Raw genomic sequence first — 19657 nt, 5'->3', positions numbered from 1 at the left:
TGCACACTATCGGAACCGGCGGCGGTCGCATCCTGATCGCGATCGTCTATCATACCGCCTACGCACCAGACCCGGCGTCAGCATCACAAGCCAACATGGCCGTGCAAGGTCATCACGCTCTCCCGCTCAACAACCTGGTGCCGGCAACTGCCGGCAGAGGCAGCCGGCAACCTGCTTCGCTATTCTCGACATGACGGATCGAGCCGACCATCAACTTCGGTCGTCGCCACCGAACCGTCCGCCTCGAACAGCCCAACCGCTCCAGACGGTGACGTCGCGACGTCGAAGTCGAGCGGCCCGCAAACAATCATGCAATAGTCGTAGACCGAGCGCTGATCGTTTCCCATCAGAAACTGATAATGGATCTGCATAAAGTTGAAGCGATGACGTTTGAAGCGGGCTGGACTTACCATTGAATGTATTTGGACACGCCGAATCCTCGGGTGGTCACCTGAATGGTCTCGACTGACGCGTTTCAGAGTGACGGGGTCGAAGCGATAGAAGCTGATTGCGTCATCTCGCGCCTGGTATTCGACCCAGTCTATCGCCGGCGTTCCGGCCACGAGTTGCGCCGCTTCCCGTATTTGGCCGCCCATCGGATGCAACGAGAATTTAGGGATAGTGGCGCCCACCGTGAGAATGCATAGCTTGGGCCCGCTCGTTTCGAGCGGAGGATTCGATTTCAGCGCGCGCGCCACCGCCGCAATTGTGAGCGCCGCGCCAAGGGAGTGGCCAACGATCAGAACTTCATCAACTTCTGCGGCCCGAACCGTTCTTGATATCAGGCTCGCAAAAGCGTCGAGCCGCTTATCAAGTTCGCTTTTCTGCCCGTAAAGAAATTGGTGGGAGAAAATGGCATCATCGAGAATGTGATTTATCCTGCGCTTTGGTCCGATCCAGAGCATCGCGCCGACGAAGATGGCAAGCGACAAGAAAAGTCCAAGCAGTAATTCCATCCAAAATGGAACGTGTATGAGCCTGATCAACAGGTATGACAGCCCAACGCTGCAAAATGCGATCAATAGCAAACAGCAATATGGAAAGATGAAAAAGAGAGCGTACTTCCAGCTTGCGATCGCATACCTGAATATCGTTCCCGTTACGATGAAATCGAATAGCGCTTTCAAGGATTGAACGAGACGATGCACGAAGCCGACTTTCGAATCGCACCGGATGAGATCATCCCAGCGGAGCATTTCGAAGGTGGCGTGAGTTTTCCAGTTCGGCCCCCATGCTTCCAGGCTGCATGAAGCACTGATTGCAGACGTGTTCGATATTTCCGACAGCCGCGAAGAAGCGCCCCAAATCTTTTGGAAGCTCGAGAGCGAGCGCCGCAAGCGTTCGACCTGCGCTTCGGGGGTGATTGGATCGTAACCACCAATGTGGAAGACGTGCCGCCGTCGAATCATCCAGCAACTCGAATTCTGTAAAGATATTGATCGGCGCTCATTCTGTAAAACGGAAATGGATGGACACTTAGGCGACGCTCCTCGTTGACCGCAGTCCGGTGAACCTGACATGGGTGATGCGGATCTCGGCCTGTAAAATTACCACTTCGTCCGCGGGGTGGCACTCGTTGAGTTTGGCTTTGAGCAAAAAAGTGCAGGGTGCCAGGAGTCATTGGCCATGGAGGACCCTGACGGTCGCGACACGATCGCTTTCTTCGTGTGGCAAATCCGCGACAGTGAGCCAATTGCGCGCCTCAACGCGGTTTTCGAAGCCGTTCATGATTGTCACGATTCGTAAGTCTGATTTAATGCGGCTCGACTTAAGGTGGCGAAGGATTCTGACGATGAAGAGATTGCGTTACAGCATGGCGCTGATTTGCGCCGGCTTGACGATTTTTTTTGCAAGCAGTTTGCTTTTGAACAAGGGGGCTCAGGCGAAGCCCGGAACGGCGGTGGCGCTTAGATCGACAAATTCGCCCGCTCGACTGCACTCTTCTGCGGCGCATGTTTATTTATTTCGCGGACTGTTGAACGTTTTTTCTTTGGGCATGGACGGCCTTGCCGCCCAGCTGCAAGCGGCTGGCGTTGCCGCGGCTGTCGCAAATCACACCCAATGGAGAAGCGTCGCCGACGACATCATCGTAAAATATAGAGCCGGCCAGCGCGGGCCTATCATACTGGTGGGACACTCTCTTGGTGCAGATGCCGTGATGTCGATGGCAGAGTACCTTGGCCAAATGGGCGTGCCGGTTGCCTTGGTTGTTCCATTCGACGGCACATCGTCGCATGTGGCATCGGCCAACGTAGGGCGCGTTCTGAATCTGTACAAAAATGAAAGCGTTAGAATAAGTCGCGGACCCGGCTTCCGCGGCGAGCTGACGAACTATTATGTTCGTGATGCAAACGTCACTCACTTCAACATCGATAAAGACGCGGCGTTGCATAGCATGGTCATACGAAAGATCAGGGCAATCGGATCGGCTGTCGCGCGCCCACGAAAAAATCAGGGTCCTTCGAACCTGGTTTCACCTGCAGCCCAAGCTTCGACCAACTCTTAGCATACCGCCCAAAAGACAGTTTGAAGTTGGTGTTGACGCAAGATGTGAGGCTTTAGATCAGGCCCCTGCAGGAGCCCGGTGTCGGTGTTGTTTTCTTTAGCACTTCAAGCCGGGAGAGGCAGTCGGTGACGCCATTTGGAAAACTCTCAGTCGCCATCGCCGTGTGTTGCGTGGCGACCGTGTGTGCAGCCTTCACGAAGCCGATTCATATCGTGGCAGTCGGCGCAAGCAACACCCAAGGCTGGTACGTTGGGAAGCAGGGCGCTTATCCGGCCAAGCTGGAAGCCCTGCTGAGAGACAAGGGCGTCAATGCGACCGTCGCCAATGCCGGAGTTCCCTTTGACACCACCGCCGGCATGCTCAAGCGCATTGATAGCGACGTGCCGAAGGGAACCGACATCGTGATCTTGCAGCCTGGAGGCAACGATAGGCGCTTCCTTGTCACGAAGGAGCAGCGGGCGGCCAACATCGCGGCGATGGAGCGGCGGCTCCGTGAGCGCGCCATCAAGGTTATTTTGTACGACGAAGAGATACCTGCGCAGTATTACGCTTTCGACCTCATTCACCTCACGGACGCCGGGCATGCTTTCATTGCCTCGCAGTTGCTCCCGCGAGTGTTGGAGATAGACCGGAGAGCCACCGCGGCTTCGCCGCGCGCGAGATAAAAAAAGCCTTGCCATGCCGGCGTTGTGCTATCCGGCTCAATAGTGCAAACCCGACAACGCATCCACCCTGGATCCACCTGTCGGGCTGCCAACTAATCGGTGGAAACGACCCGCAAGCCCTGTATGATTGGTTCATGCCGGTCTGTGGACCTGTTTTTGTCAGATCTCAGACGCTCGCCAAGGATGGTACCCTTTCGATGATCGGCGAAGATGCCGCGCCAGCGAAACAAGCGCGTGGTCCACGATGACGCCCGGTATTGCCAAGTTCGTGTTCGTGATGATGGCGGTCGGTTGGTATCTCATCCGCTACAGATACGCGCGTCGAGCTCGCCGTGAAAAGGTCGAGAGGAGCGCCCGAGGCTCGCGCGAAAACACCCTGCTGCTGATATCGCTCACGGGTCTTGGCATTGTGCCGCTCATCTACATCGCAACGGCCATGCCTCATTTCGCATCATACGCCTTCCGGCCGGCTCAAGCCTGGCTCGGTGTTTTCGTCGCGGTTGCGGCGCTGGTCATGTTCCGGCTGACCCATCGAGCTCTTGGTCGGAATTGGTCCGTCAGTCTTGACGTGCGGGAAAATCATCGCCTGATCACCGACGGTATTTATCGGAGTGTTCGCCATCCGATGTATACCGCATTCTGGCTTTGGGCTGTTGCTCAGGCATTGCTGCTGCCGAACTGGGTGGCTGGTTTCGCTGGCCTGATCGGATTTGGAACCCTGTTTTTCGGGCGGATTGCCAAAGAAGAGCAGATGATGGTGGACGCCTTCGGCGACGAGTATCGCCAGTATATGGCCCGGACCGGACGCCTTTTGCCGAGGCTGTTCTGAGCCGGTAAGGATCCTCTCGCCGATCTCGCGTCCGGATACTCATCCAAAGCAACAATCCCGTGCCGTTTTTGTCACACTCGGCAAGGAAACGACCGCGCAAGCGCCAGTTTTGCTACAGCGTTAATTACGCCATAGCCGTTAGAGGGTAGGCTGTTCATATTCACGCTACCCATCTCGGAGATCACGATGTTGAAGTTCCTGGTTGCTGGAGTTGCGACGTTCGGTTTTGTGGCTGCCGCCAGCGCGGCAGACCTTCCTCATCCGCAGCCGGTTACTGCTACGGCTCCGGTTGGCAAGATGCCGATCGGCAAGTATCCGGTTGGCAAGTACCCCGTCGGCAAGTACCCGGTTGGAAAAGCTCCTGCTCCGATCGTGACGAAGGGTTAGCTCGAGGATCGCTCAGGCAGCGCACCCTTCAGTTTGCTGAAGGCGCTGCCTGGGGCTGACTACCCTTGTGAGGGCTTGAACGTGCCAGAATCCAATCGGAAACGGAGCGGCCTGCGGCTGCTTGCCGGAATTGGTGTCGTTATGGCTTCCGCGACTTTGGGAGCCGGCATCGGTCATGCGCAGCAAATGGCTGCGCAAACGGATCAGGCGCCGCTGCAGCAGGACAAGCCGCGTAAGCCGTCGTCGAGGTCGGTTGTGGCGGCGGCCGTCGCTGGTCCAAACGGTCCCGCTTCCGGAGCAGCCGCGAAGCCGGTTCGAAGGTCTTCGGTCAAAGGGCCATACTACGTCGACTTTCGTGCCCGCACGGCGGCTTCTTATGGGCATGCGTTTGTTTGGTACGGCAAGACAAGCGAGAAGCAGGTCGAGGTCGCGGGGCTGCACCCGGCGGGCGATGTCCTGCCTTATGTGCTGGGACACCTTACCTGGGTGCCCTCCGAGACCGGAGCGAGCTACGGTGACCTTGACGAGCAGTATCTGACGGCCAGCTATCGCGTGTACTTGAGCGAGGCCGACGCGAACAAGGTTTTCGCGTACATCAAGCACCTCCAGGCGACCTCGCCTCTTTGGAACGCAGAAACGACCAACTGCACGGCCTTTATTGGTCGTATAGCTAACTTCATGGGTCTGAAGGCTCCATTCCACTTGTTGAAGCCTGAGGAATACGTAAACCAGTTGAGAGAGATCAACGGCGGACGCCAAACGGCGCAGTTGGCCGCTTCGGATCAATAGTTTTCTCGCCAAGGCTGTTCGAGCCGCTGACGTGAACGCCTTACGCATCTCCGCTCAGCGCAGCCGATAGCGATAAACCAGATCGTCGGGATCTTCCCGAAGCGCAGACGGATCGAGCACACCACCCAATCGCCTCACCACCGCGGCAGACATCGCATTGTCGGGCGACATGTAGCTGACCAGCGTCGGCAGCTTCAGCGTCGCAAAGGCCCAGTCGCGCAAGGCACGCGCGGCTTCGGTGGCGTAGCCGTATCCTTCGTGTCCGTCATAGAGCAGCCAGCCGAGCCCCTTCTCCGAAACAGCGACCCGCGGTTGATGCCGACCTGGCCGACGCACTGCTTCGAAGCCGTGAGCTCGATCCTCAGCGCGCCATGGCCGAACAAGCGCCAGCACGCCAGATCGTGGCAGAACATTTCCCACGCCGAACGCACATCGAACGGCCCGCCCATGTCGGCGGAGCGCTGCGAAGCCAGGAACGCCAGATAGGCGGGAAGGTCGCGATCGTCTGCGGACGAAGCGTCAGGCGAGCAGTTCTGAGGGTTGGAATTTCGTCGGTCATGGCTGGCTGGCACGTGCCGCGGCCAGCGGCCGGCCTGCTGATCCGGCACAGCCGGATGGTTTGGCGGTCTCGGTTCAGGTCGTGGATGGCGGAGAGGGGGGGATTCGAACCCCCGATAGGCTTGCACCTATGCCGCATTTCGAGTGCGGTACAATCAACCACTCTGCCACCTCTCCAGCGGCCCAGGTGATTTGCACCACCCGCGGTCGGGCGTGTTCTAGGCGAGGATGGCGGTCCAGACAAGGCGCTGCAATAATATTTCCGTCACCGGCGCCGCGCGCCACCGAAGCACCGGGACGGCGCAAGAAAGCGCGCGGAAACAAAGCGCTAGCGGGAAGGCTCTGGTTCGATCGGCGCGCGGGCGATCCAGAGACAGCAGGAGCGGACCATGGAGCATGTGACGATTCGAGCCAACGGTGCGGCGTTCCACGTCGTCCGGACCGGGAGCGGCAGGCCGCTGCTGCTGTTGCATGGCTGGCCGGAATTCTGGCTGACCTGGGAGCCGGTGATGGCGCGGCTGGCCGACCGCTACACCCTGATCGCGCCCGACCTGCGCGGCTTCGGCGACAGCGACAAGCCACAAGGCCCTTACGGCCCCGATCAGCATGCCGACGACATGCTGGCGCTGCTTGATGCGCTCGGCATCGACAAGGCCGGCGCGGTCGGCCACGACGTCGGCGGCGCGGTGATGCAGCCGCTCGCCCGCAAGGCGCCCGAACGGATCGCCGGACTGTTTTTCTTCGATTTCGTCTATCCCGGCATCGGGGCGCGCATGGCCGCGCCGGACCGGCTGAAGCACATCTGGTACCAGTCGTTCCACCAGATGGAGATGGCGCCCGCGCTGGTCGGTGCTAACAGGGACAGCTGCCGCACCTACATCGGCCATTTCCTGCACAACTGGACCCACCGCAAGGCTGCGTTCGACGACGTGATCGAGGACTTCGCCGACAATTTCTTCAAGCCGGGCAATCTCGCCGGCGGCTTCGCGCATTACCGCGCGTCACATGCGGGGCGCGTGAAGATGATGCAGGGCGAGGCGCCCGCGCTGCCGCCGATCGATGTGCCGACCTGCATTCGCTGGGCCGAGCACGACCCGCTGTTTCCCTATCAATGGACCGATCGGCTGGGCGAGACCTTCTCCAACCTGGATCTGAAGATGTTTCCCGATGTCGGACATTTCCCGCATCGCGAGGACCCCGATCGCGCGGCCGCCGAGATCGGAGGCTTCTTCGAGCGGATCAATTGGAGGTAGAAGGTGGTGGGACCGCCAGGACGCGACAAAAACTGGCGGTCCCGTGCCGCCTTTTAGTATTGCAGGCCGGGAAGTGCGGCTTCGCCGGTCGGCGGGAGCGACACGGTCCACGGTAGCGGCCGACGCCGAAACGGCAACGCGAAGCCGATCTTAACCTAACCGATCAACCTTACCGCGCGATCGCCGAATCCCGATGGCTCAGGCGTCGGCCTTCCTGGCTTTCTTGGCCTTTTTCCCGTTCTTGTCGCCGTCGTCGTCCTTGTCCTTGTCCTTCTTCTCGGCCTTCTCGTCCTTGCCGTTGTCTTTCTTGCGATTGGTGTAGTGGGCATTGCCGAGCCCGGTTCCGATGGTCAGCACGCCCCAGCGCGCGACATCCTGCATGAACGGGACCTCGGCCAGTCCCTGCACCACGCCGTCATTGTGCATCACGATCGCGGCGTCATGATCGCCGATCTGCGGGATCGCCTCGACCAGGCTCGCCGGCAGGTTGAATTTGCTGCTCTCCCAATTGCCCGGCAGGTTCTGCGCCCCTTTCTCGATCGAGCCGTCCTCGTTGATGACGCCGGGACAAGCCACGCCGATGAACGGCGCGAGCTTGAGATTTTCCTTCTCGGCCGTGGCGATCAGGTCCTTCAGCATCTTCACCAGCCGCTTCACCGCGCCTTCGCGCGTCGGCTCGTCATCGGCATGCCGCCACAGCTCCGATTTCCAGACCGCCGCCTTGGAGAGGTCGGGCGCCTTCTTCCAGCGCGTCTCGACCACGCCACAACGGATGTTGGTGCCGCCGATGTCGACCGCGAGCACGCCGTCATGCGCCTCGAAGATCCACGACGGCGCCAGATGCAGTGTGCCGATCAGCCCGGCATCATCGGGATGAAATCGGATCGGCACCATGTCGACCTTGAAATCCTCCGACTTCAGGATGATCTCGGTGCGTGCGATGGCGAGCTCGCCGAGCCTGGAGTCGCGGAAGCCGCCGCCGACCACGATGCGCTCGGTCCTGGCCCAGTCCTTGGTGTTGAGGAAGCGCCGCGTCACATGGGCGAGCTCCTGGGCGAACTCCTCGATCGCGCTGTGCACGACCGCGGAGGCCTCGGTGTCGTCGCCGACGAGTATCTCATCGAGCTTCTTCTTGCTGATCTTGTCCGACGGCTCGTCGCCGAACGGATCCTCGCCGGATTTGCGCAGCGGCTTGCGCCAGCGGTCGAAAATCTTGCGGAACGCGCCCTTGGAAGCGCGATCGCCGAGAAAACCGTCGTCGTCCTTCAGCTCGATGTTGAAGCTGTCGATATCGACCGACGGCAGCCGCGCGGCACCGTGATGTGCGATGCCCGTGGTCAGTGCAGCGTCTTCAGCCATTCGCCCGTGCCTGCCCGCTTGAGGTTCCCAGCATTAACGAAGCGGAACTCAAATGGTTGCGTCCCGCGCTGCGGCGCTTCGGCCGGCGCGGGACGCAATTTCGCAAAGACCTCAGAATGGTCTCAGGCGGCCTTCACCCCGTAACGCGCCGCAGGTGTGCTGCGCGACAGGTTCGGCATCAGCTTCTGGCGGGCCGCCTCATAGGCCTGCCAATCGGCCGCCTCCGGCAGCGACGGCACGGTGAAGACCTCGCCCTGGTCGAAGCCGGCGAGCGCCGCATCGACCATGTCCTCGGCCTTCATCACGATCTCGCCCGGCAGATGCTCGACCGGCGTACCCGCGATGCCCCAGAACTCGGTGGCCGTGGCGCCGGGCAACACGGCCTGGACCCGGATGTTCTTGTCCTTCAGCTCGTGCTGCAGCGAGTGGGTCAACGCCAGCACGAAAGCCTTGCTGCCGCCGTAGACGCCGTTGAGCAGTTCCGGCTGCACGCCGACGACCGAGGCGATGTTGATGATGGTGCCGCCGCCGCGCGCGACGAGCCCCGGCACCGCCGCATAGGTCAGGCGCATCAGCGCGTCGACGTTGAGCGCAATCAAGTCGCTCATCTTGTCGACATCGGATGCGAGCAGAGGTGCCGTCGCACCGACGCCGGCGTTGTTCACCAGCACGCTGATGCCGGCGTTGCTGCGCAGAATGGACTCGATCCGCGAAACGTCGGCGCGCTTGGTGAGGTCGGCGGCGACGATCTCGATCGATCGGCCCGTCTCCGCCGACAAACGCTTGGCGAGCCCATCGAGGCGCTCGCGATTGCGTGCGACGAGGATCAGATCGTAGCCACGCCGTGCGAGCCGGTCCGCGTAGATGGCACCGATTCCGGACGACGCACCGGTCACGAGCGCCGTTCCTTTGGCTGACTTGGTCATGTTGGTCTCCTGTTTGACCCAAACGGCCGGTTTTGGCCGCTGCTCAGGTTTTACCGACCCCCTTGCATGTCTCAAATGTCATATATACACCTTTTTAGGACACAGATTGCCGCCGGAGGGTTCCATGAAGGAGATCGGCTTCGTCATTTCCCGGATTTCCAGGTGATGGGCTTCACCGCCATCACCGCCTTCGAGGTTGCCAATTTGATCGCGGGCGCGCCCTTCTACGAGGTCACGCTGCTGTCGGAGAATGGCGGCCCGGTGCGGTCATCCGCCGGCTTCAATGTCGAAACCGAAGCCTTCGGCGAGCGCAGCTTCGACACGCTGTTCATCGGCGCCGGCCACGAGCTGCATCCGGCGTCGCCGAAGTTGATCGGCTATATCCGCCGCGCCATGACGGCATCGCAGCGGATCGCGGCGCCCTGCATCGGTGCCTTCTCGCTGGCTGAAGCCGGCTTGCTCGACGGCCGGCGCGTCTCGACGCACTGGCAATTCGCCGCCGAATTGCAGGCCCGATTTCCCGGGCTCAAGGTCGAGCAGGACCGCATCTACATCATCGACGGACCGATCTGGACCTCGGCCGGCATGACCGCGACGATCGACCTTGCGCTGGCGATGGTCGAGCATGACCTCGGCGTCGAGGTCGCACGGTCGGTGGCGCGCAAGCTCGTGGTCTATCACCGCCGCACCGGCGGCCAGTCGCAGTTTTCCGCGCTGCTCGAGCTCGCCCCGAAATCCGACCGCGTCCAGAACGCGCTCAACTACGCCAAGGCGCATCTGCGCAACGAACTGTCGGTGGAGGAATTGGCCGAGGTGGCACGGCTCAGCCCGCGCCAGTTCAGCCGCGCGTTCCGCGCCGAGACCGGCCAGTCGCCCGCCAAGGCGATCGAGCAGCTCCGGGTCGAGGCCGCCCGCGAATTGATCGGCGATGGCCGCCATTCGATGGACGAAATCGCCGGCGAGACCGGCTTTGCCGACCGCGAACGGATGCGGCGGGCGTTCCTGCGGGTGCTGGGGCAGCCGCCGCAGGCCATCCGCCGCCACGCACGGGCTGCGGCGCAGACCGCGGCTTGAACCGTTAATCCGGGCCAAAATCGCGCCAAACCCTTCATCTTTGGCCGGTTTTTGCCCTGCTTTACCTTGACTCCCCGTCGTTTGCGGCTATAAGTCCGCCCATCCGGCGCGGGGATTTCTCGCGCCGATTGTTTTTGTGCGAACCATTTGGGAATTCATTCCCTTCGCGCGAAACACATAACCCATAGCGACTGAACAAAAAGCCGACCCGGACCATCGGTCCGAGGCCGGAACCGAACACGAAGGAATCAAACGATGTTCGCAGTCATCAAAACCGGCGGCCGGCAATACCGTGTCGTTCCGAATGATGTACTCGAGATAGGCAAGATCGCCGGCGATGTCGGCACGATCGTGCAGCTAGGCGAAGTTCTGGTGCTCGGCGGTGACACGCCGGTGCTGGGGACGCCCACCGTCGCAGGCGCGACCGTTGCAGCCGAAGTGCTGCAGCACAAGCGCGGCGCCAAGGTGATCGCGTTCAAGAAGCGTCGCCGCAAGAATTCACGCCGCAAGCGCGGTTATCGCGACGAGCTCACGGTGCTTCGCATCACCGAGATCCTCGCCGATAACGCCAAGCCGACCATCGGCCCGCGGCCGAAGAAGGAAAAGGTCGCAGCGCCCGCCGATGATGGCGAGGACGCAGCACCGAAGGCGGCCAAGAAGAAGGCGCCCGCAAAGGCGCCGGCCGCAAAAAAGGCTCCGGCCAAGAAGGCCGCGGCCAAGGCTTAAGAAGAAGTGATCGTCGCGCTTTCAGATTTGAAGCGTGACAAAACGTGAAATGATTCCGTCAAGGAATTGATCTAGAGATCAAAGCGAAGTCGGAGACGAGCTATGGCTCATAAAAAAGCAGGCGGTTCATCGCGCAACGGACGTGATTCCAAGGGCAAGCGCCTTGGCATCAAGGCGTTCGGTGGCGAGCGCGTGATCCCCGGAAACATCATCGCGCGTCAGCGCGGCACCACCTGGCATCCTGGCCTTAATGTCGGCATGGGCACCGATCATACTCTCTTCGCCAAGGTCGAGGGTCATGTCGAGTTCCGTGCCAAAGCCAATGGCCGCACATTCGTATCGGTTGTTCCGATGGCAGAGGCGGCCGAGTAGACGGTGGACACACATGAGTCCGCCGGGTCCTGTTGAACCGGCGGAGTCGCAAAGGGCTCCAAGGGGAGGCGGGATAACCGGCCTCCCCTTTTTGTTGCGCGCGATCCGGTTCGACCGCGCGTGACATTCCAAGCGTTGCGTACCGATTGTCGCATCACAGGAGCTCGACATGTTGCAGGACATCCCGACGCCGACCTTGCGCGAGGCAAGAGCTTGCGTCCTCGAGACCGAACGGCTGACATTGCGCAAGCCGACGCTCGCGGACGTAAAGGCAATCGCACGCCTCGCCAATGACCGCCGCATCGCGGAGAACACCCGCCGCCTGCCGCATCCCTATACCCAGGACGACGCCATCGACTTCGTGCGCGCGCTCGGCGCCGGCGGCCGCGAAACCGTTTTCCTGATCGAGAACAATCACACGCCGATCGGCATGGTCGGCATCGACTGGCGCGAGGAAAACAGCGCCGAGCTCGGCTACTGGCTCGGCGTCGACCATTGGGGCCAGGGCTTCGGTACCGAGGCCGCACGGGCGGTGATCGATTATTTCTTCGAGGAATTCGATCTCGACCAGCTGATCTCGGCGCCCGCGTCGTCAATCCGTCGTCGCGCAACATCCTGGAGAAGTGCGGCTTCCAGTGGGGCGGCGTCGAGCTGCATCGCTTCGACGCGCTGGGCTCATCGAGCCCGGTCGACTGCTTCCGCCTGTCGCGCGGCGTCTGGACCTCGCTGAAGAGCTGGAACAACTCGGTCCGGCGGGAGAGCTAAGGCTCGACCGCTCCGCAATTCCGGTGGTCGTCCCCGCGAACGCGGGGACCCATAACCACAGATGGTCATTGTTCGGCCGAGCTGTGGCTCCAGCGCAGGTGACGACAAGCAATGGTGGTTATGGGTCCCTGCTCCCGTGCGCAATTGCGCACTAGGCAGGGACGACAGCCGTTATGCGGGAGCGCCGTTGCCCACCCTACGCAGCAACCCTACGCCGGTGGATTCACCGCGGAGTCCGGGCGCCCGAGCTGCTGCTCGCGCACGAAGATGTAGAGGCCGGCCGCGATGATGATGGCGGCGCCGATGATCGTGGCCCAGGACGGCACGTCGCCGAACACCACGAAGCCGAAGATCACCGCCCAGACGATCATCGAATACTGATACGGCACCACGACGCTCGCCGGCGCGAGCTTCAACGAGCGGTTCACGCAGAGCAGCGCCGCGACCGAGATGATGCCGGCGGTGAAGAACAGTACGAGGCTGCCGGGGGTCGGCGTCACCCAGCCGATCGGCGAGAGCACGAGGCCGAGGATGAACGTGCCGCCGAATTGCGATGTCGCCAGCACGATATCAGGCGTCGCGCGCAGCGATCGGGTGATCAGCATCAGCACCGCAAACGACAGGCTGCCGCCGAGCGCGATCATCGCCGGCCAGCTGATGGTCTGTGCCGACGGCCGCAGCGCGATCAGCACCCCGCAGAAGCCGACCAGGATCGCGGTCCAGCGCCGCCAGCCGATATGCTCGCCGAGCACGAGGCCCGACATCGCGGTGACGAAGATCGGCCCCGCGAGATAGTAGGTGATGACGTCGGCGAGCGGCAGATAGACGGTTGCCAGGAAGAAGGCCGCGACTTCCAGCGTCGACAGCGTGACCCGCAGCAATTGCAGCCACGGACGCTCCAGATGCAGGAAATCCGCACGCCGCTTCCACACGATCGGCAGCAGCACGAGCAGCGCCGCGCAGGCCCGCAGCCACAGCAATTGCCCGACCGAATAGGTGGCGACGATGAATTTGCCCATCGCGTCGCCGAACGAGAACATGAAGATCGACAGCAGCATCAGGCCGATGCCGGCGAGCCGCGCCGATCGATCGTCGTAGGAGGACAGTTTTGCGAACAGGCTCATTAGTCGTCTTGTTGTCGCCGCCTCTGAGTCGGGCCGGTCGTATCGCCGGTTTTACCGACGTGGCGGTGCAGGACAACCCCGGCGGCGGCAGATCGAACCAATTGTCGCAGTCCGGCGCCTGCGCTACCGGTAGGCCAGCCCTTCAAAAAACAGAGCAGGAAACGCCGCATGAGCGACTTCGACCCCACCCAGCATCGCATGGTCCCGGCGCAGCGCTGGTTCGAGGATTTCGTGCTCGGCGAGCGCTTCGTGATTCCGAGCCGGACCCAGACCTCGGCGGTGTTCGCCGCGTTCCAGACCGCGAGCGGCGACACCCATCCGATCCATTACGACGTCGAATATTGCCGCACGCGCGGCATGCCCGATCTGCTTGCGCACGGCTTCCAGACCCTGGTGCATACCGCGCCCGGGGCGGGGCTGTTTCCCTATGTCGTCGAGGAGTCGCTGGTCGGCTTCCTGGAACAATCGAGCAAGTTCCTGAAGCCGGTCTATGCCGGCGATACCATCTACCCCGCGCTGGAGGTGATCGAGCTGTCGCCGGGCAAGACCACCGGCGTCGTGACCTTGCGCTCCACCGTGCACAACCAGCGCCGCGAGCTGGTGCTGGAGGGGTTGCAGAAATTCCTGGTCCGGAGGCGGCCCACTTAGCCGCGAGGGCCGTAAAAAGGCCCGAAAATTAAGGCTTTTCGCTGAAGTCAGGGCCTTTCCGGGTTGCCGCCGCGGCCCCCCTGCCCTAACTAGTGAAAATCATGAAATTCCTCGATGAAGCCAAGGTCTATATTCGCTCGGGCGACGGCGGCAACGGCTGCGTCGCATTCCGGCGCGAGAAGTTCATCGAGTTCGGCGGTCCGTCCGGCGGCAATGGCGGCCGCGGCGGCGACGTCATCATCGAGTCCGTCGACGGACTGAACACGCTGATCGACTACCGCTACCAGCAGCACTTCAAGGCGCAGAAGGGCACCAATGGCATGGGCAAGGACCGCCATGGCGCCAACGGCAAGCCCATCGTGCTGAAGGTGCCGGTCGGCACCCAGGTGTTCGACGAGGACCGCGAGACCCTGCTGCACGACTTCACCGAGCTCGGCGAGAAATTCGTGCTCGCTGAAGGCGGCAATGGCGGCTTCGGCAACGCGCACTTCAAATCCTCCACCAACCGCGCGCCGCGCAACGCCAATCCCGGCGCGCCAGGCGAAGAACGCTGGATCTGGCTGCGGCTGAAGCTGATCGCCGACGCCGGCCTCGTCGGCCTGCCCAATGCCGGCAAATCGACCTTCCTTTCGGTGGTCAGCGCGGCACGGCCGAAGATCGCCGACTATCCGTTCACCACGCTGCATCCGCAGCTCGGCGTCGTGAATTACGGCGGCCGCGAATTCGTGCTCGCCGACATTCCCGGCCTGATCGAAGGCGCGCATGAAGGCGCAGGCCTCGGCGACCGCTTCCTCGGCCATGTCGAGCGCTGCCGCGTGCTGCTGCATCTGGTCGATGCGACCTGCGAGCATGCCGGCAAGGCCTACAAGACGGTGCGCACCGAGCTCGAAGCCTATGAAGGCCAGCTCGCCGACAAGATCGAGATCGTCGCACTCAACAAGATCGACGCGGTCACGCCAGACGAGTTGAAGAAACAGAAGGACCGCCTCAAGCGGGCGGCGAAGAAGACGCCGCTGCTGCTCTCAGGCGCGACCGGCGAAGGCGTGCAGGATGCGCTGCGTGCACTGGTCGAGGTGATCGGCGAGGCACCGGTGTCCAACAAGGCCAAGGGCGGCCAGGCCGAGCCGTGGGCGACGCCGCTGCCGCAGGGCTGAGCGGCAACCAGACTTCCCAAGCCACATTGTGGCGCCTCTTGCTTCCACCTTCCTGCCAGACCGACCCCATGAAACGCCCCGCGCTCAAGAACTTTCGCCGCATCGTCGTCAAGGTCGGCTCATCGCTGCTGGTCGACTCGCAGGCCGGCGAGGTGCGCGCATCGTGGCTGGCCGCTTTGGTCGAGGACATCGCGAAGCTCCACAAGCGAGGCTGCGAGGTCATGGTGGTGTCGTCGGGCTCGATCGCGCTCGGCCGCAGCCGCCTGAAGCTGCCGCGCGGTCCGCTGAAGCTCGAGGAGAGCCAGGCTGCCGCAGCCGTCGGCCAGATCGCGCTGGCGCGGATCTGGTCGGAGGTGCTCGGCCATCACGGCATCGGCGCCGGGCAGATCCTGGTGACACTGCAGGACACCGAGGAGCGCCGCCGCTATCTCAATGCGCGTTCGACCATCGCAAAGCTGCTCGAATGGGGCGCGGTGCCCGTGATCAACGAGAACGACACGGTCGCCACGACAGAGATCCGCTACGGCGATAATGATCGCCTCGCCGCCCGCGTCGCCACCATGGCGAGTGCGGACCTGTTGGTGCTGCTGTCCGACATCGACGGCCTCTACACCGCGCCGCCCGCGGTCGATCCCGACGCCAAGCTGATCCCGGTGGTCGAAAGCATCACCTCGGAAATCGAGGGGATGGCAGGCTCCGCCGGCTCCGAGCTGTCGCGCGGCGGCATGACCACCAAGATCGAGGCTGCGAAGATCGCGACCACCGCCGGCACCCACATGCTGATCGCCTCCGGCAAGATCGAGCACCCCTTGCAGGCGATCGCAGATGGCGGCCGCTGCACCTGGTTCCTGACCCCGGCCAATCCCGTCACCGCGCGAAAGCGCTGGATCGCGGGCTCGCTCGAGCCGAAGGGCACGCTGACCATCGACGCCGGTGCGGTGGCCGCGCTGCGCGCCGGCAAGAGCCTGCTGCCGGCCGGCGTGATCCGGGTCGACGGCCAGTTCGCCCGCGGCGACGCCGTGGTGGTGCGCGGCCCCGACACCCATGAAATCGGCCGCGGCCTGGTGGCCTACGACGCCGAGAACGCCGAGAAGATCAAGGGCCGCTCCTCGCCAGACGTGATGACCATTCTGGGCATCAGCGGCCGGTCCGAGATGATCCATCGCGACGATCTCGTGATCGGCCCGGCCGGGGCGATCCCGGCCAAGTAGGCCCAAATCGCCCACCGGGCCGACATCCGGCCTGCCGCCCATCTGCCATGCCGGTTCCGCGCCTCGCCACCCCTCAATTGCCATGCTAGAACATGGCCTTAGAGCATGATCCGGAAAAGTGGACACCGGTTTTCCGAAGAGATCATGCTCAAACAAGGACTGGGACTTCCATGAGTGCCCCCCTGAAGGCAATCGACGGCAACGCCGATCTCGCCGCCCTGATGACCGACCTCGCCGCCAAGGCGCGCGCTGCCGCGCGCGTGCTGGCACTGGCGCCGCCGGAGCAGAAGAACCGGGCGCTCGCGGCAATCGAACGCGCGATCCGCGCCAATGCGCCGGCGATCCTCGCTGCCAATGCCGAGGACGTTGCCGAGGCGCGCGCGGGCGGCATGACCTCCGCCTTCGTTGACCGCCTGACACTGACGCAGGGGCGCATCGACGGGATGGCCGACGGTGTTGCGACCGTGCGCGAGATTGTCGATCCGGTCGGCGCCGTCACCGAGAGCTGGCAGCGTCCGAACGGCATGACCATCGAGCGCGTGCGGGTACCGCTTGGCGTCATCGGTGTGATCTTCGAGAGCCGGCCCAATGTCGCCGCCGATGCCGGCGTGCTGTGCCTGAAGGCCGGCAACGCGGTGATCCTGCGCGGCGGCTCCGACAGTTTCCGCTCCTGCCGCGCGATCCATGAATGCCTGGTGCAGGGCCTGCGCGAAGCCGGCCTGCCCGAGGCCGCCATCACTTTGGTGCCGACCCGTGATCGCGCGGCCGTCGGCCTGATGCTGACCGGATTGAACGGCGGCATCGACGTGATCGTGCCGCGCGGCGGCAAGAGCCTGGTCGCGCGCGTCGAGGCGGAGGCACGCGTTCCGGTGTTCGCGCATCTCGAGGGCGTCAACCACATCTATGTCGATGCCAGTGCAAAGCTCGATATGGCGAAGTCGGTCGTGCTCAACGCCAAGATGCGCCGTCCCGGCGTCTGTGGTGCCGTCGAGACCCTGCTGATCGATCGCGACGCTGCCGCGACGAAGCTGAAACCGCTGGTCGCATTGTTGATCGACGCCGGTTGCGAGGTGCGCGGCGACGACACCGTGCAAGGCGCCGATGCCAGGGTGAAGCCTGCGTCCGACGAGGACTGGAACACCGAATACGAGGACGCGATCATCTCCGCGAAAATCGTCGACGGCCTCGATGAAGCGATTGCGCATATTCAAAATCACGGCTCGCATCACACCGATGCGATCGTGACGGAAGACACGACTGCCGCGCAAAGATTCCTCAATGAGGTCGATTCGGCGATCGTGCTGCACAACGCTTCGACGCAATTCGCCGACGGCGGCGAGTTCGGCTTCGGCGCGGAGATCGGAATTGCCACCGGCAAATTCCACGCCCGCGGGCCGGTCGGCGCCGAGCAGCTGACAAGCATCAAGTATCGTGTCCACGGCACCGGGCAGACACGGCCGTGATCACGATCGCACGCGCACGGTAGACCATTGCGGCAAGCCTCACGCGTGTCGTTGTCCGCAGCCCAGGCCCTGCCGTTCTACACCAACGGCATGCGTATCGGGCTGCTCGGCGGCTCGTTCAATCCGCCGCACGCCGCGCATCGCGCCATCAGCCTGTTCGCGCTGAAGCGATTGCAGCTCGACCGCGTGTGGTGGCTGCTGACGCCAGGCAATCCGCTGAAGAACCATGACGGCCTGCATGCGCTCAACGAACGCGCCGCCGCCGCGCGCCGCGTTGCCGACGATCCGCGCATCGACATCAGCTGTCTCGAAGCTGTCATTGGCACGCGCTACACTGCCGACACGATCATCCACTTGCGCCGCCGTGTCTCCGGCGTGCACTTCGTCTGGATCATGGGCGCTGACAATCTCGCGCAATTTCATCGCTGGAAAGATTGGCGGCGCATCGCGTCCGATGTGCCGATTGCCGTGATCGACCGACCGCCCCAAAGCTTCCGTGCCCTTGCCGCACCGGCGGCGCAGGCGCTCATGCGCTATCGCATGCCCGAAAATCAGGCGACACGGCTGGCGGACCAACGGGCGCCCGCCTGGGTTTTCCTGACAGGAATGAAATCCAATCTGTCTTCGACCGGACTCCGGAACCCGGACGGGAGCTGGAGAACGGCGTGAAGCGCAAAAGGGTTACTGGAATATTGAAACCATTAACCCCACATGCGTAGTATGGTCCGTGGGCGCCGAGGATTCGGCCCCCGCGATACAGTGAAAGGAATGGTCCCTGGCCACATCTGTATTGTCAAAGTCTGTTTTACCCAAGGTTCCAAAGACTGCGCGTAAAACATCGACGAAAACCGCGGCCTTGCAGGCGCAACCGGATGCCGACAAACCGGATGCCCCCAAGACGCTGAGCCTGATCCTCTCCCGCCTCGAGGATATGAAAGCGGAAGAGACGGTCACCATCGACCTTCGCGGCAAATCCGCATATTCCGACTACATGATCGTCACCACCGGCCGGGTTAACCGGCACGTTGGCGCGATCGCGGAAAATGTGACGAAGAGCCTCAAGGAAAACGGGGTCAAGAACATCCATGTCGAGGGCTTGCCCAATTGCGACTGGGTGCTCATCGATTCCGGTGAGGTGATCGTGCACGTGTTCAGGCCTGAGGTGCGCGAGTTCTACAACCTCGAGCGGTTGTGGACTCAGAACCCGGCGGTCGCGGCGGTCTAAGGCGTATCGAAGCCGATGCGAATCGGCTGCAGCGCATATAGCTTGCACGCGCGCTTCTAGCGCGCGAGCCGTGGACTTGACGCGTTTTCTGCGGCAAACCGGCCTCCACTTTGCCGGAAAACGCTTTCATGCGTCTTGTCGTCATCTGCATCGGCCGCCTGAAACAGGGCCCTGAACGGGAGCTCGCCGAGCGTTACCGCGAGCGCTTCGAAGATATCGGCCGCAAGCTCGGGTTTCGCGGCCTTGAGATCCATGAGATTGCGGAAAGCCGCGCGCGCGACTCGGCCGCACGCATTGCCGAAGAAGCCGCGGCGATCTCGGCGCGGCTGCCCGACAAATACGCGCTGGTGGCACTCGACGAACGCGGCAAGAGCGTCGACAGCGCGAGCTTTGCACAGCAGCTCGGCCGCTGGCGCGACGAGGGTTTGGCGCATACGGCCTTCGTGATCGGCGGCGCGGACGGACTTTCGCCGGAATTGCAGCGCAAGGCTTCGTTGCGTATTGCATTCGGCTCCGCGACCTGGCCGCACCAAATGGTCCGCGTCATGCTTCTGGAACAGATTTATCGGGCCGCAACCATTTTGGCCGGCCATCCCTATCATCGCGCTTGAGGCGCGGTGACG

Annotated in this window: 19 protein-coding genes, 1 tRNA gene and 3 pseudogenes; 17 read left to right on the top strand and 6 right to left on the bottom strand. The window is 62.6% G+C overall.

What is annotated here, in order from left to right:
- Nucleotides 1-179 precede the first annotated feature (179 nt).
- Nucleotides 180-1409 carry an alpha/beta hydrolase gene (locus tag H8A95_RS10465; RefSeq protein WP_229183096.1) on the bottom strand — a complete coding sequence of 410 codons (1230 nt, stop codon included), beginning with the start codon at nucleotides 1407-1409 and terminating at the stop codon, nucleotides 180-182.
- A gap of 317 nt (nucleotides 1410-1726) precedes the next feature.
- Here H8A95_RS10465 and H8A95_RS10460 point away from each other — a divergent pair, with 317 nt between their 5' ends.
- The 5 genes from H8A95_RS10460 (at nucleotide 1727) to H8A95_RS10440 (ending at nucleotide 5176) form a co-directional block, all read left to right on the top strand.
- Nucleotides 1727-2506 (top strand): alpha/beta hydrolase, encoded by a 780-nt coding sequence (locus H8A95_RS10460; RefSeq protein WP_229183095.1) that lies wholly within the window; start codon nucleotides 1727-1729, stop codon nucleotides 2504-2506.
- A 125-nt stretch (nucleotides 2507-2631) separates the two neighbouring features.
- Nucleotides 2632-3171, top strand: a complete 540-nt coding sequence (locus H8A95_RS10455; RefSeq protein ID WP_229183094.1) for an SGNH/GDSL hydrolase family protein — start codon at nucleotides 2632-2634, stop codon at nucleotides 3169-3171.
- Between the two features lie 244 nt (nucleotides 3172-3415).
- The gene (locus H8A95_RS10450) at nucleotides 3416-4000 is read left to right on the top strand and encodes a protein-S-isoprenylcysteine O-methyltransferase (RefSeq protein ID WP_229183093.1); all 585 of its coding nucleotides are present in this window, start codon (nucleotides 3416-3418) and stop codon (nucleotides 3998-4000) included.
- Nucleotides 4001-4186: 186 nt separating this feature from the next.
- Nucleotides 4187-4387, top strand: coding sequence for a hypothetical protein (locus H8A95_RS10445; protein WP_057020971.1), 201 nt, complete (start codon nucleotides 4187-4189; stop codon nucleotides 4385-4387).
- Between the two features lie 81 nt (nucleotides 4388-4468).
- Complete coding sequence (locus tag H8A95_RS10440; RefSeq protein ID WP_420839366.1) at nucleotides 4469-5176, top strand: hypothetical protein; 708 nt, start codon at nucleotides 4469-4471, stop codon at nucleotides 5174-5176.
- Nucleotides 5177-5230: 54 nt separating this feature from the next.
- Here the strand turns inward: H8A95_RS10440 and H8A95_RS10435 are convergent.
- Together H8A95_RS10435 and H8A95_RS10430 are read right to left on the bottom strand one after the other, a co-directional pair.
- Nucleotides 5231-5735, bottom strand: a pseudogene (locus tag H8A95_RS10435) (GNAT family N-acetyltransferase).
- Between the two features lie 86 nt (nucleotides 5736-5821).
- Nucleotides 5822-5911: transfer RNA gene (locus H8A95_RS10430), tRNA-Ser, on the bottom strand.
- Between the two features lie 212 nt (nucleotides 5912-6123).
- On the opposite strand from H8A95_RS10430, the gene H8A95_RS10425 reads away from it, so the two are divergent.
- A complete protein-coding gene (locus tag H8A95_RS10425; protein WP_229183092.1) occupies nucleotides 6124-6987 on the top strand; it encodes an alpha/beta fold hydrolase in 864 nt (287 codons plus the stop codon).
- 198 nt (nucleotides 6988-7185) lie between these two features.
- Here the strand turns inward: H8A95_RS10425 and H8A95_RS10420 are convergent, their stop codons facing one another.
- Complete coding sequence (locus tag H8A95_RS10420; RefSeq protein WP_229183091.1) at nucleotides 7186-8346, bottom strand: ROK family protein; 1161 nt, start codon at nucleotides 8344-8346, stop codon at nucleotides 7186-7188.
- Nucleotides 8347-8468: 122 nt separating this feature from the next.
- The gene (locus H8A95_RS10415; RefSeq protein ID WP_229183090.1) at nucleotides 8469-9272 is read right to left on the bottom strand and encodes an SDR family NAD(P)-dependent oxidoreductase; all 804 of its coding nucleotides are present in this window, start codon (nucleotides 9270-9272) and stop codon (nucleotides 8469-8471) included.
- A gap of 124 nt (nucleotides 9273-9396) precedes the next feature.
- Here H8A95_RS10415 and H8A95_RS10410 point away from each other — a divergent pair.
- From H8A95_RS10410 to H8A95_RS10395, 4 genes and pseudogenes are all read left to right on the top strand, one after another.
- A pseudogene (locus tag H8A95_RS10410) lies at nucleotides 9397-10346 on the top strand (GlxA family transcriptional regulator).
- A gap of 255 nt (nucleotides 10347-10601) precedes the next feature.
- Nucleotides 10602-11072 carry a 50S ribosomal protein L21 gene (rplU, locus tag H8A95_RS10405; RefSeq protein ID WP_229183089.1) on the top strand — a complete coding sequence of 157 codons (471 nt, stop codon included), beginning with the start codon at nucleotides 10602-10604 and terminating at the stop codon, nucleotides 11070-11072.
- A 102-nt stretch (nucleotides 11073-11174) separates the two neighbouring features.
- Complete coding sequence (rpmA, locus tag H8A95_RS10400) at nucleotides 11175-11444, top strand: 50S ribosomal protein L27 (protein WP_212020076.1); 270 nt, start codon at nucleotides 11175-11177, stop codon at nucleotides 11442-11444.
- Nucleotides 11445-11613: 169 nt separating this feature from the next.
- Nucleotides 11614-12209: pseudogene (locus H8A95_RS10395) on the top strand (GNAT family N-acetyltransferase).
- A gap of 209 nt (nucleotides 12210-12418) precedes the next feature.
- Here H8A95_RS10395 and H8A95_RS10390 read toward each other — a convergent pair.
- The gene (locus tag H8A95_RS10390; RefSeq protein WP_229183088.1) at nucleotides 12419-13333 is read right to left on the bottom strand and encodes a DMT family transporter; all 915 of its coding nucleotides are present in this window, start codon (nucleotides 13331-13333) and stop codon (nucleotides 12419-12421) included.
- A gap of 168 nt (nucleotides 13334-13501) precedes the next feature.
- Here H8A95_RS10390 and H8A95_RS10385 point away from each other — a divergent pair, with 168 nt between their 5' ends.
- The 7 genes from H8A95_RS10385 to rlmH all read left to right on the top strand — a co-directional run bounded on the left by H8A95_RS10385 (nucleotide 13502) and on the right by rlmH (nucleotide 19645).
- Nucleotides 13502-13981 (top strand): MaoC family dehydratase, encoded by a 480-nt coding sequence (locus H8A95_RS10385; RefSeq protein WP_229183087.1) that lies wholly within the window; start codon nucleotides 13502-13504, stop codon nucleotides 13979-13981.
- A 101-nt stretch (nucleotides 13982-14082) separates the two neighbouring features.
- Nucleotides 14083-15135: a GTPase ObgE gene (gene obgE, locus H8A95_RS10380; protein ID WP_229183086.1), complete on the top strand. Its 1053-nt coding sequence runs from the start codon at nucleotides 14083-14085 to the stop codon at nucleotides 15133-15135.
- Nucleotides 15136-15203: 68 nt separating this feature from the next.
- Entirely contained in the window at nucleotides 15204-16346 is a 1143-nt protein-coding gene (gene proB, locus H8A95_RS10375) for a glutamate 5-kinase (RefSeq protein WP_229183085.1), read from the top strand.
- Between the two features lie 170 nt (nucleotides 16347-16516).
- On the top strand, nucleotides 16517-17809 hold the full coding sequence (locus H8A95_RS10370; RefSeq protein ID WP_229183084.1) for a glutamate-5-semialdehyde dehydrogenase: 1293 nt from the start codon (nucleotides 16517-16519) through the stop codon (nucleotides 17807-17809).
- 45 nt (nucleotides 17810-17854) lie between these two features.
- Nucleotides 17855-18478 (top strand): nicotinate-nucleotide adenylyltransferase, encoded by a 624-nt coding sequence (locus tag H8A95_RS10365; RefSeq protein ID WP_338027819.1) that lies wholly within the window; start codon nucleotides 17855-17857, stop codon nucleotides 18476-18478.
- A 187-nt stretch (nucleotides 18479-18665) separates the two neighbouring features.
- Complete coding sequence (gene rsfS / locus H8A95_RS10360) at nucleotides 18666-19034, top strand: ribosome silencing factor (protein WP_229183083.1); 369 nt, start codon at nucleotides 18666-18668, stop codon at nucleotides 19032-19034.
- A gap of 128 nt (nucleotides 19035-19162) precedes the next feature.
- Nucleotides 19163-19645, top strand: a complete 483-nt coding sequence (rlmH, locus tag H8A95_RS10355) for a 23S rRNA (pseudouridine(1915)-N(3))-methyltransferase RlmH (RefSeq protein ID WP_229183082.1) — start codon at nucleotides 19163-19165, stop codon at nucleotides 19643-19645.
- Nucleotides 19646-19657 lie beyond the last annotated feature (12 nt).

The organism is Bradyrhizobium oropedii, from assembly GCF_020889685.1.
Taxonomy (GTDB): domain Bacteria; phylum Pseudomonadota; class Alphaproteobacteria; order Rhizobiales; family Xanthobacteraceae; genus Bradyrhizobium; species Bradyrhizobium oropedii.
This window is presented reverse-complemented; position numbering and strand designations above follow the sequence as displayed.